11 protein-coding genes and 1 tRNA gene are annotated in these 14,205 nt (G+C 44.0%); 5 read left to right on the top strand and 7 right to left on the bottom strand.

Annotated features, from left to right (window positions below; all coding sequences use genetic code 11):
- Nucleotides 1–178: 178 nt before the first annotated feature.
- From J5X96_RS09095 to hemH, 3 genes are read left to right on the top strand one after another with little or no spacing between them, the layout of a single operon-like run.
- The gene (locus J5X96_RS09095) at nt 179–3,268 is read left to right on the top strand and encodes an FAD-binding and (Fe-S)-binding domain-containing protein (RefSeq protein ID WP_209363262.1); all 3,090 of its coding nucleotides are present in this window, start codon (nt 179–181) and stop codon (nt 3,266–3,268) included.
- 7 nt (nt 3,269–3,275) lie between these two features.
- Nucleotides 3,276–3,698 carry a hotdog fold thioesterase gene (locus tag J5X96_RS09100; protein WP_209363264.1) on the top strand — a complete coding sequence of 141 codons (423 nt, stop codon included), beginning with the start codon at nt 3,276–3,278 and terminating at the stop codon, nt 3,696–3,698.
- Nucleotides 3,691–4,752, top strand: coding sequence for a ferrochelatase (hemH, locus tag J5X96_RS09105; RefSeq protein ID WP_021615783.1), 1,062 nt, complete (start codon nt 3,691–3,693; stop codon nt 4,750–4,752). The genes J5X96_RS09100 and hemH overlap by 8 nt, the downstream gene beginning before the upstream one ends.
- 587 nt (nt 4,753–5,339) lie before the next feature.
- Here the strand turns inward: hemH and J5X96_RS09110 are convergent.
- From J5X96_RS09110 to J5X96_RS09140, 7 genes are all read right to left on the bottom strand, one after another.
- Nucleotides 5,340–5,416: transfer RNA gene (locus tag J5X96_RS09110), tRNA-Ile, on the bottom strand.
- Between the two features lie 8 nt (nt 5,417–5,424).
- Complete coding sequence (gene nagA, locus J5X96_RS09115) at nt 5,425–6,570, bottom strand: N-acetylglucosamine-6-phosphate deacetylase (protein WP_209363265.1); 1,146 nt, start codon at nt 6,568–6,570, stop codon at nt 5,425–5,427.
- A 53-nt stretch (nt 6,571–6,623) separates the two neighbouring features.
- Nucleotides 6,624–7,427, bottom strand: a complete 804-nt coding sequence (gene nagB, locus J5X96_RS09120) for a glucosamine-6-phosphate deaminase (protein WP_209363267.1) — start codon at nt 7,425–7,427, stop codon at nt 6,624–6,626.
- A 147-nt stretch (nt 7,428–7,574) separates the two neighbouring features.
- Nucleotides 7,575–8,453: an N-acetylneuraminate lyase gene (nanA, locus tag J5X96_RS09125; RefSeq protein WP_021615789.1), complete on the bottom strand. Its 879-nt coding sequence runs from the start codon at nt 8,451–8,453 to the stop codon at nt 7,575–7,577.
- Between the two features lie 13 nt (nt 8,454–8,466).
- On the bottom strand, nt 8,467–9,339 hold the full coding sequence (locus J5X96_RS09130; RefSeq protein WP_209363269.1) for a MurR/RpiR family transcriptional regulator: 873 nt from the start codon (nt 9,337–9,339) through the stop codon (nt 8,467–8,469).
- Between the two features lie 8 nt (nt 9,340–9,347).
- The gene (locus J5X96_RS09135; protein WP_209364807.1) at nt 9,348–10,226 is read right to left on the bottom strand and encodes an N-acetylmannosamine kinase; all 879 of its coding nucleotides are present in this window, start codon (nt 10,224–10,226) and stop codon (nt 9,348–9,350) included.
- A gap of 17 nt (nt 10,227–10,243) precedes the next feature.
- A complete protein-coding gene (locus J5X96_RS09140) occupies nt 10,244–10,945 on the bottom strand; it encodes an N-acetylmannosamine-6-phosphate 2-epimerase (protein WP_209363271.1) in 702 nt (233 codons plus the stop codon).
- Between the two features lie 246 nt (nt 10,946–11,191).
- Here J5X96_RS09140 and J5X96_RS09145 point away from each other — a divergent pair, with 246 nt between their 5' ends.
- Both J5X96_RS09145 and J5X96_RS09150 read left to right on the top strand, forming a co-directional pair.
- Nucleotides 11,192–12,178 carry a sialic acid TRAP transporter substrate-binding protein SiaP gene (locus J5X96_RS09145; protein WP_209363273.1) on the top strand — a complete coding sequence of 329 codons (987 nt, stop codon included), beginning with the start codon at nt 11,192–11,194 and terminating at the stop codon, nt 12,176–12,178.
- A gap of 68 nt (nt 12,179–12,246) precedes the next feature.
- A complete protein-coding gene (locus tag J5X96_RS09150; RefSeq protein WP_209363275.1) occupies nt 12,247–14,097 on the top strand; it encodes a TRAP transporter large permease subunit in 1,851 nt (616 codons plus the stop codon).
- Nucleotides 14,098–14,205: the final 108 nt, after the last annotated feature.

Genomic DNA, 14,205 nt, shown 5'->3' on the forward strand with positions numbered 1-14,205 from the left:
AAAATCAAATCACCGGCCACCTTTTTGCTTATTTTTTGAACAAAAAAGCGTTTTTTGCTGACAATTTTTAATCACTTTTCTAATTTTATCTGATAAATATCGTGCCGAGTCTCCTCGCTTATATGTTACACTCTCACAACTTTTTACGTCTTTAACCTTAACTGAAGAGTGGTGCAACATGCTACCCCGCTTAACGAATATCCCTCAACTTTCTCCATTAGTCAGTGATTATTTAGATGCGCTACGATTGCAACATTTTGAAGGAGACATTGCCTCAAGTTATGCCGATCGTCTCAGCCTCGCCACCGACAACAGCGTTTATCAACAACTTCCGCAAGCCATTTTATTTCCGAAAAGCATTGCCGATGTGGTTCGTCTAACAAAACTCGCACAACAAGAAAAATACCTTTCTCTGACGTTTACACCACGTGGTGGTGGCACCGGTACGAACGGGCAATCTATCAATAACAACATTATTGTTGATCTCTCTCGCCACATGACGAAAATTTTAGAACTCAACGTAAAAGAACGTTGGGTGCGCGTGCAAGCCGGCGTGGTGAAAGATCAGCTTAATCAATTTCTAAAGCCGCACGGTTTATTTTTCTCGCCGGAACTCTCCACCAGTAACCGCGCCACCTTAGGGGGAATGATCAATACGGATGCGTCAGGGCAAGGATCTTTACAATACGGGAAAACCTCCGACCACGTGCTCGGTTTACGCGCCGTACTCATCAATGGCGAAATTTTAAAGACAAGTGCGGTCAAATCTGACGACGTTTTTCGCTATACAGAAGAAAGCTCTCTCTCTGCCAATGTGAAAAAAATCCATCAAGAGATTTTTCAACGTTGCAAAGATAACCGCTCACAAATCCTGAATGATTTACCCCAATTGAACCGTTTTCTGACCGGTTACGATTTAAAAAATGTGTTTAACGATGATTTAAGCGAATTCAATTTAACCCGTATTCTCACAGGTTCAGAGGGCTCACTTGCTTTTATTTGCGAAGCCACGTTGGATTTAATGCCGCTGCCACAACATCGCACATTAATTAACATTAAATACAATTCTTTTGATGCGGCATTGCGCAACGCACCTTTTATGGTCAAAGCCAATGCACTTTCCGTAGAAACCGTGGATTCCAAAGTGCTGAATTTGGCTAAACAAGACATTATTTGGCACTCCGTCAAAGAACTGTTAACAGAAGATGCACAACATCCGATTCTTGGCTTAAATATTGTGGAATATGCCGGAAATAATCAGGCATTAATTGAAAAACAAGTGGCGCAGTTATGTGCACAATTAGATCAAAAAATTGCTGAAGGCAAAGATCATATTATCGGCTATCAAGTTTGCGATCATTTGCCGTCCATTGAACGTATTTACGCCATGCGGAAAAAAGCCGTAGGGCTACTTGGCAATGCCAAAGGCGTGGCAAAACCGATTCCTTTTGTGGAAGACACTTGTGTGCCACCGGAGAATCTGGCGGATTACATTACCGAGTTTCGCGCTTTATTAGATAGCCATAATCTGCAATACGGTATGTTCGGCCATGTGGATGCAGGCGTATTGCACGTTCGCCCGGCATTAGATTTATGCGATTTAGCGCAAGTGAAATTATTCAAACAGATTTCTGACGAAGTGGCAGAACTCACCCGTAAATACGGCGGTTTAATTTGGGGTGAACATGGCAAAGGAATGCGCTCGCAATACGGCGAAAAATTCTTTACACCCGAATTATGGCGTGAATTACGTTACATCAAATTCTTATTTGACCCGCAAAATCGCCTCAACCCAGGTAAAATCTGCACGCCATTAAACAGCGAACAAGAGCTTTATTCGATTTTATCGCCAATGCGAGCCGACCTCGATCGCCAAATTCCCGTTCAAATGAAAGAAGAATTTATCGGCGCCATGAATTGTAACGGTAACGGGCTATGCTTTAACTTTGATGTCCACAGCACCATGTGTCCGTCAATGAAAGTGAGTAAAAATCGCGTTTTTTCACCGAAAGGCCGCGCTGCCATGGTGCGTGAATGGTTGCGTTTATTAGCGAACGAGCAAGTTACCCCGGCGCAATTGGATTTCAAACAGTCCACGGTAAAACTCACGGATATTGTGCATAAAATCCAAAACAGCTATCAAAAACGCCGTGGCGAATACGATTTTTCCCATGAAGTGAAAGCGGCAATGGATACTTGTCTGGCGTGTAAAGCTTGCGCTAGCCAATGCCCGATTAAAATCGACGTACCAAGCTTCCGCGCCAAATTCTTCCATTTTTACCACCAACGTTATCTGCGCCCAATCAAAGATTACGTAGTGTCCAACGTGGAATACGTTGCGCCGCTAATGGCAAAACAAGCGAAGCTCTTTAATTATTTTACAGCGACTAAATTTAGCCAAAAAGTGGCAGAAAAATGTTTAGGCATGACGGATTTACCGTTACTCTCGACACCCAATCTGCAACAACAACTCATTCAACTTGGTCATCAAAACGCCTCATTAGAGCAATTAGAAAGTTTAAGTGCGGTGGAAAAACAACGTGTTTTGCTTATCGTACAAGACCCTTTCACTTCTTATTATGATGCCAAAGTCGTTGCCGATTTTGTGGCGTTAACCCAAAAACTGGGCTTTAAGCCGGTGGTATTGCCATTTAAACCCAACGGCAAAGCACAACACATTAAGGGCTTTTTAACCCGTTTTGCAAAAACCGCAAAAAATCAGGCTGAGTTCCTTAATCGTATGGCAAAACTGGGTATACCTTTGGTGGGTGTGGATCCGGCTATTGTGTTGTCGTATCGTGACGAATACAAAGAAATTCTTGGTGCTGAGCGCGGAGATTTCCATGTGCTGACGGCTCATGAATGGCTTAAACAACAGCTGGATAATGGTATCTTGTTATCCGCACAAAACACCGAAAAAACCGACCGCACTTTTGAGCCGCATCAATGGTATTTATTCCCACACTGCACAGAAACGACTGCAATGCCAAACAGTGGCAAAGAATGGCAACACATTTTTGCTGCCTTCGACCAGCAGTTGCAGGTTGAAAGTGTCGGCTGTTGCGGCATGGCAGGCACTTTCGGGCACGAAACCCAGCATATTGAAATGTCGAAAGCCATTTATGAAGCCTCATGGGAGAAAAAGCTGCAACATAAAGATCCGAACTTCTGCTTAGCAACCGGGTATTCCTGTCGCAGCCAAGTAAAGCGTTTCGCCCATTATCAGCCGAAACACCCTGTACAAGCCTTATTAACTTTATTGAAATAACGACACCATGAGCATTTGGAAGAAACACCTCACGCTGCAACAACTGAATGACTTCTGCCAAAATTGTGCCGTGGCACATTTAGGCATTGAATTTATCGCACAGGGCGATGATTGGCTGGAAGCCCGTATGCCGGTGGATCACCGCACTACTCAACCCATGGGATTTTTACATGGTGGCATTTCCGCGGCACTTGCGGAAACCGTTGCTTCCACTGCCGGTTTTTGCTGTGTAGAAGCCAATCAATCTGTGGTTGGTTTAGAAATTAACGCAAGCCATTTACGTCCTGTAAAACAAGGCTATGTTTGCGCTAAATCAAGCCCGATTCGTTTAGGTAAAAATGTACAGGTTTGGCAAATTGACATTCGAGATGCACAAGATAAACTGTGCTGCGTTTCACGTTTAACTCTTTCTATTATCACACATGACTAATTTAAAAATCGGCGTCATTCTTGCCAATTTAGGTACGCCAGACTCACCAAGTCCTAAGGATATTTCCCGTTATTTATGGCAATTTTTAACGGATCCCCGCGTGGTCGATTTGCCGCGTTGTAAATGGTATCCGTTACTTAAAGCCATTATTTTGCCGTTACGTTCTAAACGCGTCGCCAAAAATTACCGTTCCATTTGGACCGAACAAGGTTCTCCGTTAATGGTGTTCACCGAACAACAAAAACAAGGCTTAATCGACTTTTTCCGACAACAGCAACTGGATGTGGAAATCGAAATCGGTATGACTTATGGCAATCCGTCCATGCCAAGTGCGGTGCAAAAATTAATGGATAAAAAAGTGGAGCACATCATCGTACTCCCGCTCTATCCACAATACAGCAGTAGTACAACGGGCGCCGTGTTCGACTCTTTTGCTGAAGCATTGAAACAACAACGTGGCATTGTGCCCTTTGATTTTATTCATTCCTATCCGCTCAACCAAAACTATATTTCCGCGCTGATTGATTCTTGTAAAGCAAGATTAAAGGCGGATGAGTTTTTATTGTTTTCCTTTCATGGCATTCCGTTACGTTATGAAAACACCGGCGATTACTACCGCACACATTGCCAACAAACGGCGGCCGCGGTGGCACAAGGGTTAGGCTTAAATGAAAAACAATGGGGTTTAACCTTCCAATCCCGTTTTGGTAAAGAAGAATGGTTACAGCCTTATACCGATGAGTTTTTGTCGAATGCTGCAGCACAGGGCATTAAGAAAGTGGCGGTGATTTGCCCCGGCTTTGCCGTGGATTGTTTAGAAACCCTGGAAGAAATTGCTGAGGAAAATAAAGACTATTTCATCTCTAACGGCGGTGAAAGTTATCAATACATTCCGGCACTGAACGCCTCCTCTGCACATATCGAAACTTTAGGCAGATTAGTGATCAATCAAATGGCGAAAATGAAATGCAACAACTGCACTTCACCAAACATTGCCATTATTCCAACCATTACGGTGCCAACGTCAAACAATCTTAGTAGCCGTTGTCATTAAAAGAAAAATAAAAAAGTGCGGTGGATTTTTGAGGTGTTAAAAACACTTGGAAAATCCACCGCACTTTTGTTTTATAGGCACAAATAAACTCGCCACTAGCTCGCATTTGATGGTGCACGCTTCACAGCGTGTGCCGATAACCTGTTGATATTTCGTACGTAGCGTGCATCTTGATGCACGACCAAACCACGCAAGGAACGTTATTCAACCCTTTCGGGCATTCATGATTTCGTACGTAGCGTGCAACTTGTTGCACGACCAGACCACGCAAGGAACGTTATTCAACCCTTTCGGACATTCACGATTTCGTGCGTAGCGTGCAACTTGTTGCACGACCAAACCACACAAGGAACGTTATTCAACCCTTTCGGACGATTTCGTACGTAGCGTGCAACTTGTTGCACGACCAGACCACGCAAGGAACGTTATTCAACCCTTTTCGGACATTCATAATTTCGTGCAACAAGTTGCACGCTACAATTCTTTATTTTCAGGGCATTTGATGGCGCACGCTTCATAGCGTGTGCCGATAACTCGTTGATATAAAAAGGCACGCGTTAGGAAACGCGCGCCATCAAAAAGAAACGTGGTGAGCTTGGCGAGTATCGAAATCGCACAGGGCGTTATTTATAAAACGCTGTCCTACCCATTAGACAACAAGCTCATACCTGATTAATTCGCTTTCCACTCGCCGTTCACGACAGTACCAACGACGTGGTAATCATTCGTAAAGACGGCAAGGTTAGCGACTTTGCCGGCTTCAACGGAACCCAAACGGTCATCGACACCGATGGCGCGTGCCGGATAAAGGTTACTCATACGAATCGCTTCGGCAAGTGGAATCTCAACATATTCCACCGCATTTTTGATGGATTCCATCATGGTGATAGAAGCACCTGCGATCGTGCCGTTACCGTCATAGCAACGTCCCTCTTTCACATAAATGGTTTTACCTACGAAGGTGAACGTTTCTAATTCAGGGCCTGCACCGGCAGCCGCGAGAGAATCAGTAACGATACAAAGTTTGTCACCTTTGATTTTTTTATCCAAACGCACATTACCGAAATTCACATGCACGCCATCCACGATAATGCCGGTGTAAACATCAGAATCCAACACGGCGCCCACCACGCCCATGGCGCGACCGGAACTGACCGGTGACATCGCATTGTGTAAGTGCGTTGCGAAAGTCGCACCTTTACGGAAAGCCGCTTTTGCCACGTCATAGGTCGCATTAGAGTGACCGACTGACACCACGATGCCACTTTTCACAAAATCAGGCGTGTAGTTGATGGTCGGGTTTTCCGCAGCAATAGTGAGTTTCGTGATCACATCGGCGTTTTCACACAAGAAATCTTTCATTTCAGGTGAAATTTCACGGATATATTCCGGACGGTGTACGCCTTTTTTCTCTACGCTCAAATACGGCCCTTCAATATGCAAACCCAGTGCTTGGTTTTTATGCTTATTCAAATATTCACGCATAATTTTCACCGCACTTTTAATTCCCTCATCCGGCGCCGTAATAAAGGTTGGCAAGAAGCTGGTACAGCCGGATTTCAGGTTAGTCGCTTGCATGATTTCTAAGGTTTCTACACTGGTTTGGTCGTTGAACATCACGCCACCACAACCGTTTAATTGCAAGTCAATAAAACCGGCAGTGAGGTTATGTCCTTGTAAATCAAGGGTCTTAATGCCACTTTCCAATTCGCTTTGTGGAATCACGGCTTCAATGGTTTCACCGTTAATCACCACGGCATAATCCCGTAGGATTTCGTATTTTGTGTAAATAACACAATTAATTAATGCATATTTCATTATCGTACCTTAAAAAAATAATCTAAAAATTCACCGCACTTTTGCGCTAAACATTACAACACGCTGTGAATAGCGTGACTTTCCAAGTCGGTGAAATATTTCACGGTTTTTACTTTCAGTTCTTGCAATGCCGGCTCATCACACACCAATACAAAATGGCGATGAAGTTGCAAGGCGCTCACCGTCCACATGTGGTTTACTGCTCCTTCAACAGCGGCTTGTACGGCTAACGCTTTCCCATGACCGGTGGCTAAAATCATCACTTCTTCTGCGTCTAACAAGGTGCCGACACCAATGGTTAAGGCATATTTCGGCACTTTATTGACATCATTATCAAAAAAGCGGGAATTGGCGATGATCGTATCCGGTGTTAAGGTTTTAATACGAGTACGGGAGCTCAACGAAGAAGCCGGTTCGTTGAAGGCAATATGTCCATCTACGCCAACGCCGCCCATAAATAAATGAATTTTGCCGTAGGATTTGATTTTTTCTTCGTAACGGCGACACTCTGCATCATGATCGTCCGTATTGCCGTCTAAAATATTGATGTTTTGCGGCTGAATATCAATGTGGTTGAAAAAATTGTTGTGCATGAAGCTGTGATAGCTTTCCGGATGTTCTTTCGGAAGCCCCACATATTCATCCATGTTAAATGTGACCACATGTTTAAAACTCACTTCACCGGCTTGGTTTAAGCGGATCAGCTCTTGGTAAGTTTTAAGTGGTGTTCCGCCGGTAGGTAAACCCAATACAAACGGGCGTTCTTCGGTGGGATTAAAACGATTGATTCTGTCAACAATATGACGTGCTGCCCAACGGCTAACTTGTTGTTCGTTATGTAGAGGGATGAGGCGCATAATAAACTTCCTTTATTGTGACCGCGCTTTACAATCATTTTGTAGGAACAGGCGTTATGCCTGTCCCATTTATGTCATAAAGAGAATTTAGGACAGGCATAAAGCCTGTCCCTACACCAGAAAAGTGCGGTCTCTTTTTCCATTAAATTAGAGATATTTCGCTTTTAATTCTTTTGCTTTGGCTAATTGTGCTTCGGTCGCTTTTGCCGTCATGGGTTCACGACAATAGCCGGCATCCACACCTTCCAATTTCAACAATTCTTTGATGGTTAAATACAAACCATTCGCTAAGATACCTTCGATTAAATCGTTGGTCACATGTTGGATTTCACGTGCTTCAGCCAGTTTGCCTTGTTTGGTCAAGTCAAAGATTTGTCTTGCACGAACACCGTTCACGTTGAATGTACTGCCGATAGCACCATCCACACCTAAAGCCACCGCCGGCAACATCATTTCATCGAAGCCCGCCCAAATTAAGTGGTTTGGATACGCTTTTTGTAAACGTTCTAATAAATAGAAATCACCTGCGGTGAATTTCACACCAAGCACTTTCGGGTTTTTATAAAGTTCGCCGAATTGTTCAACGCCCATGTTGACACCGGTTAAGAACGGAATGGAGTAAACGATCATGTTATTACCGGTTTCCGCAATAATGGTGTCATAGTAGTGTTTGATTTCAGGGAAGCTGAATTTGTAGTAGAACGGTGTTACCGCAGAAAGGCAGTCATAGCCTAATTCAGTGGCATATTTACCTAATTCCACCGCTTCGTGTAAATTCACGCTCCCCACTTGGGCGATTAACGCCACTTGGTCTTTCGCTTCATCTTTTGCAATACGGAAGATTTGTTTTTTCTCTTCGGTAGAAAGCATGAAGTTTTCACCGGTAGATCCGCCGACATACAAACCATTGACTTTCATTTTGTCGATATTGTGGCGAATAATTTGGCGTAAGCCTTTTTCATTAATAGAGCCATCTTCGTTAAATGACACTAATAACGCACTGAAAATACCTTTTAAATCACGCATTGTTATCTCCTGTTTAGTATTTAATACGTTGTTCTAAAATCACATTAAGGGTTTTCTCTTTTGTCTTGATCGCTTTATCTTGCTCCGCTTGCACCAACAACGCATAAATTAAATCAAGAACGAATAATTGGGCGGTTTTAGTTCCGATAGAATCTCCTTGTAACTTGCCTTGTTTATTGCCGTTGACCAACACGAAATCGGCATGTTCAGTCAAAGGCGAGCGCATACTGTGGGTCAACGCTACGGTGGTTGCACCATTCTCTTTGGCAATTTTTAACGCATGCGCGGTTTCTTGCGAATAGCCGGAATGGCTAATACCAATGGCAACATCATTTTTTCTTAGCAATGCCACCTGCATATACATAAAGTGGTTGTTGCCGCTGGCATCCACTTGCATACCGATACGCATCAATTTGTTCTTGGCTTCTTCTGCCGTTACACCGGAAGATCCTACCCCAAAGAGAAAGACTTTATTGGCACTGCGGATCGCTTCAACCACCACTTCTAATTGGTGAAAATCTAACAAATTAATGGTTTCATCCATCACGGCATTAATTGCAGATTGCAACTTATGTGCGATTGTCTGTGAATCATCGCTTGGCAAGATTTGGGTTTCCAGCACGGTGTCATCCCGACCTTCTTGCGTTTTTGCAAGATCAATAGAAAATGCCAGTTTAAAATCGCTAAATCCTTTAAATCCTAACGTGCGACAAAAACGCACCAGCGTCGCTTCACCGACATCTAAACGTTCAGCAAGTTGGGCTAACGAATATTGCGTAACAACATTCGGCGATTGCGTGATGACATCGGCAATTTTTTTCTCTGTTTTAGTCAGGCTTTGATAAAGCGAGCTAATCGAATTGAGTACATTTCCATTTCTAACCATAACGATGCCTAATCATGCCATTGCGTCAATGCCCATGCCGCTGCGCCGATCAGTCCGGCATCTTGCCCTAATTGTGCAGCCTCCAGCGGACAACGATAAATTTCCGGCATTTGCGCCAAATGCTGTTTCACCAAAGGCAAATAGCCTTCCGCCAACCCAACGCTACCGCCAATCACCACCTGTTGCACGTCCATACCAATCACTAAATCTGCCACTAAATTGGCAATCGCTTTTGCTGAACGAGACACAAGTGCGGTGGCTTTTTCATCCGTTTTTCTAAAACGGGCAAAGACTTCTTTTGGATCGCAAGGATCGTCCCATTGTTTGGAAACCGCTTCTATGGCGCGTCCTGAGGCAATGGCTTCGACGCAACCGATGCGACCACAGCCGCATACAGGGCCATTTGGATCCGCAAGGGTATGCCCAATATGGCCGGCAACACCATTCGGTTCGGTGAGTAATTGGTGGTTTAAAACTAACCCGCCACCTACGCCGGTAGAGACGGTAATAAAAGCAAAGTTTTGAAGGTTATTTTTATCTTGCAGTTGATATTCCGCATAAGTGGCAGCCTGCGCATCGTTCAATAAATACACGGGCTTTGATGTATGCTGAGAAATGCTTTGTTTTAAAGGGAAATAAGCCAGTCCGCCTAAATTTTTCGGATTAAGTGCGGTCAATATTCCTTTATTGATGATGCCTGTGGAGGCAACCGCAACATAATCAAATTGCCCCGCATAATCCGAAAGTAATTGTGCGAGCGTTTGATGCATTGCCTCCACCACATTTTCTTGTGGTGTGTGGATTTGTTGTCGTTGTGTCACTTGGTTCCCTGACACAATGGCTGAGGCGATTTTCGTTCCACCAATATCTAAGGCTAAGCAACGCATCATGTTTCCCCTCTTAATTATTTATTTGCAGAATTAACCGCACTTGAGAACCAGCTCACAATATGTTCTAAACGCGTTAAGGCTGAACCGACAGTCACAAAATCCGCGCCGATTTCAATGGCTTTTCTCGCCAATTCCGGCGTGTTGTAACGGCCTTCTGCCATCACTTTGCAGCCGGCGGCTTTTAAATCTTTCACTAATTGATAGTCCGGTTCATCCGGTACAGCACCACCTGTGTAGCCTGACATGGTGCTGCCCACAATATCAAAGCCGAGTTTTTGGCAATACAGCCCTTCTTCTAAGTTGGAGCAATCCGCCATGGCAAGGCAGCCCATTTCATGAATTTTTTTGACCGCACTTTCAATGTCAACAGGACGCGGACGATGGGTACCATCCACGGCAATAATATCCGCACCGGCATGCGCTAAATCTTCAATGTCTTGTAAAAACGGCGTGATACGCACCGGGCTATCCGGCAAATCGCGTTTTACAATACCGATAATCGGCACATTGACTGTTGGACGCGTTGCTTTCAAGTTGTCCACGCCTTCAATACGCAGTCCAGCCGCCCCACCGATAACAGAAGCCTGCGCCATCGCGGCAACGATTTCCGGCTTATCCATCGGGCCATCATCAACCGGTTGGCAGGACGCAATCAAGCCATTTTGAATTTTGGCAAAAACCGCTTGGTGGGATAATTTGTGTTGAGTGAATGACATAAAAACTCCTCTTAATTTGCGGCTGCATTTGGCAGTCATTCTTGTCGTTAGGCATTATATGATAACAACACTTCATTTTAAAATATCTTTTTGAAGTGTTTTTCCAATGATGTGATCTACCTCTCATTTCTGAAATAAAACTTCAGAATCTATTTGAAAATGATTTTTTTACTTTAGAATGGAATCAAGTTGTAATCTAACCAGGTGTTTAACCTCAATTAACTGACCATGACAGGAGTGTAACTTATGAAACTCGCTAAACTTTTTCTTGCCACCGCCATTGCACTAGGTGTCACTTCCGCTGCTCACGCCGCAGAGTACGATTTAAAATTCGGTATGAACGCCGGCACATCATCTAATGAATACAAAGCCGCTGAAATGTTTGCCAAAGAAGTGAAAGAAAAGTCTAACGGCAAAATTGACATTTCGCTTTATCCAAGCTCTCAATTAGGTGATGACCGCGCCATGTTAAAACAACTCAAAGACGGTGCGTTAGACTTCACGTTTGCGGAATCCGCCCGTTTCCAATTGTTCTATCCTGAAGCCGCGGTATTTGCGTTACCTTACGTCATCAGTGACTACAGCGTGGCACAAAAAGCCTTATTTGACACCGCATTTGGTAAAGACTTAATCCAAAAAATGAACAAAGATTTAGGCTTAACATTATTATCCCAAGCCTATAACGGTACCCGTCAAACCACCTCTAACCGTGCCATCAACAGCATTGCTGACATGAAGGGCTTAAAATTACGCGTACCAAACGCGGCAACTAACTTGGCGTACGCAAAATATGTGGGTGCATCCCCAACACCAATGGCATTCTCCGAAGTGTATTTAGCGTTACAAACCAACTCCGTTGACGGTCAAGAAAACCCGTTGGCAACGGTTCAAGCACAAAAATTCTATGAAGTGCAGAAATACTTGGCAATCACCAACCACATTTTGAACGACCAACTTTATCTTGTAAGTAACGAAACCTTTGCAGACTTACCGGCTGACTTACAAAAAGTTGTTCGTGATGCAGCACAAAAAGCCGCAGAATACCACACCAAATTATTCGTTGACGGTGAAAAAGACTTAGTCACTTTCTTTGAAAAACAAGGTGTCACCGTGACCCATCCGGATCTTGCGCCATTCAAAGAAGCCATGAAACCTTTCTATGCTGACTTTGTAAAACAAACCGGTACAAAAGGCGAAGAAGCCCTCAAACAAATTCAAGCTATCAGCAAATAATACGCTTATTCGTGTGCCTGTTTCGGCAGGCACGCTTTTCTCTCCTTTATTATTCAACGGAGTTGAATATGAAAATCTTTAATAAACTCGAAGAATGGATCGGGGGGGCGTTATTCCTCGTGATATTCTGCATTCTTGTTTTACAAATTCTGTTCAGACAAGCCTTTCATTCTCCATTAATCTGGAGTGAAGAACTTGCCAAATTGCTATTCGTTTATGTCGGTATGCTCGGCATTAGCGTTGCCGTCAGAAAACAAGAGCACGTTTATATCGACTTCTTGACTAACTTAATGCCACCGGCAGTCAAAAAAATCACCAATACATTCGTACAAATCGTGATTTTCCTTGGGGTGATTTTCTTTATCCACTTTGGTATCAAAACCTATTTAGGGGCGAATTTCCCAATTGATGCCTTAGGCGGTATTTCTGAAAAATGGATTTATGCTTCCTTACCCATTATTGCCGTATTAATGCTCGTTCGCTTCTTCCAAGCGCAAGCAGACAACTTCAAACAAAACAAAAGTTATTTACCGGCAACCTTCTTTATCGTAAGTGCGGTCGTTTTATTAGGCATTTTATTCCTTGCCCCTGACTGGTACAAAGCCCTACGCGTAACCGAATATGTCAAATTTGGCTCCAATGCAGTCTATGTGGCATTGCTCTTCTGGTTAGTCATCATGTTCTTGGGCGTACCGGTAGGTTGGTCATTATTTATCACTACCCTACTCTACTTCTCCATGACTCGTTGGAATGTGGTCAATGCGGCTTCTGACAAACTCACCATGAGTTTAAATAGCTTCCCGCTCCTTGCCGTGCCGTTCTATATTCTCACCGGCATTCTAATGAACACCGGCGGTATCACCGAACGTATCTTTAACTTCGCCAAAGCCTTACTGGGCCACTACACCGGCGGTATGGGACACGTTAATATCGGTGCCAGCTTGTTATTCTCCGGGATGTCCGGTTCTGCACTTGCCGATGCAGGTGGATTAGGTCAATTAGAAATCAAAGCCATGCGTGATGCAGGTTATGATGATGACATCTGCGGCGGTATCACTGCAGCCTCTTGTATCATCGGTCCATTGGTTCCGCCAAGTATTGCCATGATCATTTACGGTGTTATCGCGAACGAATCCATTGCAAAACTCTTTATTGCCGGCTTCGTACCGGGGATATTAGTTACCATCGCTCTCATGGCAATGAACTACTACGTCTCCAAAAAACGTGGCTATCCAAGAACACCAAAAGCGACCCGTGAAGAACTTTGCACGTCATTCAAAAGAGCATTCTGGGCAATTTTAACCCCAATATTGATTATCGGCGGTATCTTCTCCGGTTTATTCAGCCCGACAGAATCTGCAGTGGTTGCAGCTGCCTATTCTGTGGTTATCGGTAAATTCGTGTATAAAGAATTAACCTTGAAAATGCTCTTCAACAGCTGCGTGGAAGCAATGTCCATTACCGGTGTTGTTGCATTAATGATTATGACCGTCACCTTCTTTGGCGATATGATCGCCCGCGAACAAGTGGCAATGCGTATTGCCGATGTCTTCGTTGCGGTGGCGGATTCGCCTCTAATGGTACTGGTGATGATCAATGCCTTGTTATTGTTCCTCGGTATGTTCATTGATGCGTTGGCGCTACAATTCTTAGTGTTACCAATGCTGATTCCAATCGCGATGCAATTTGGTATTGACTTAGTATTCTTCGGCGTTATGACAACCTTGAACATGATGATCGGCATCTTAACCCCACCGATGGGAATGGCGTTATTCGTGGTCGCACGTGTGGGTAACATGTCCGTGTCCACCGTGACGAAAGGTGTGTTGCCGTTCTTAATCCCGATTTTCGTGACCTTGGTGTTAATCACCATCTTCCCAAGTATCATCACATTCATTCCGAATTTGTTAATACCTTAGGACACTAAAAGTGCGGTTGCAAAATGCAGTAAATTTGAACCGCACTTTCTTACCTACACATAAAAGACCTATTCTGCCGTTGACGAATAGCCCAAATCACTCCAAACG

This window comes from Aggregatibacter sp. 2125159857 (assembly GCF_017798005.1).
GTDB lineage: Bacteria > Pseudomonadota > Gammaproteobacteria > Enterobacterales > Pasteurellaceae > Aggregatibacter.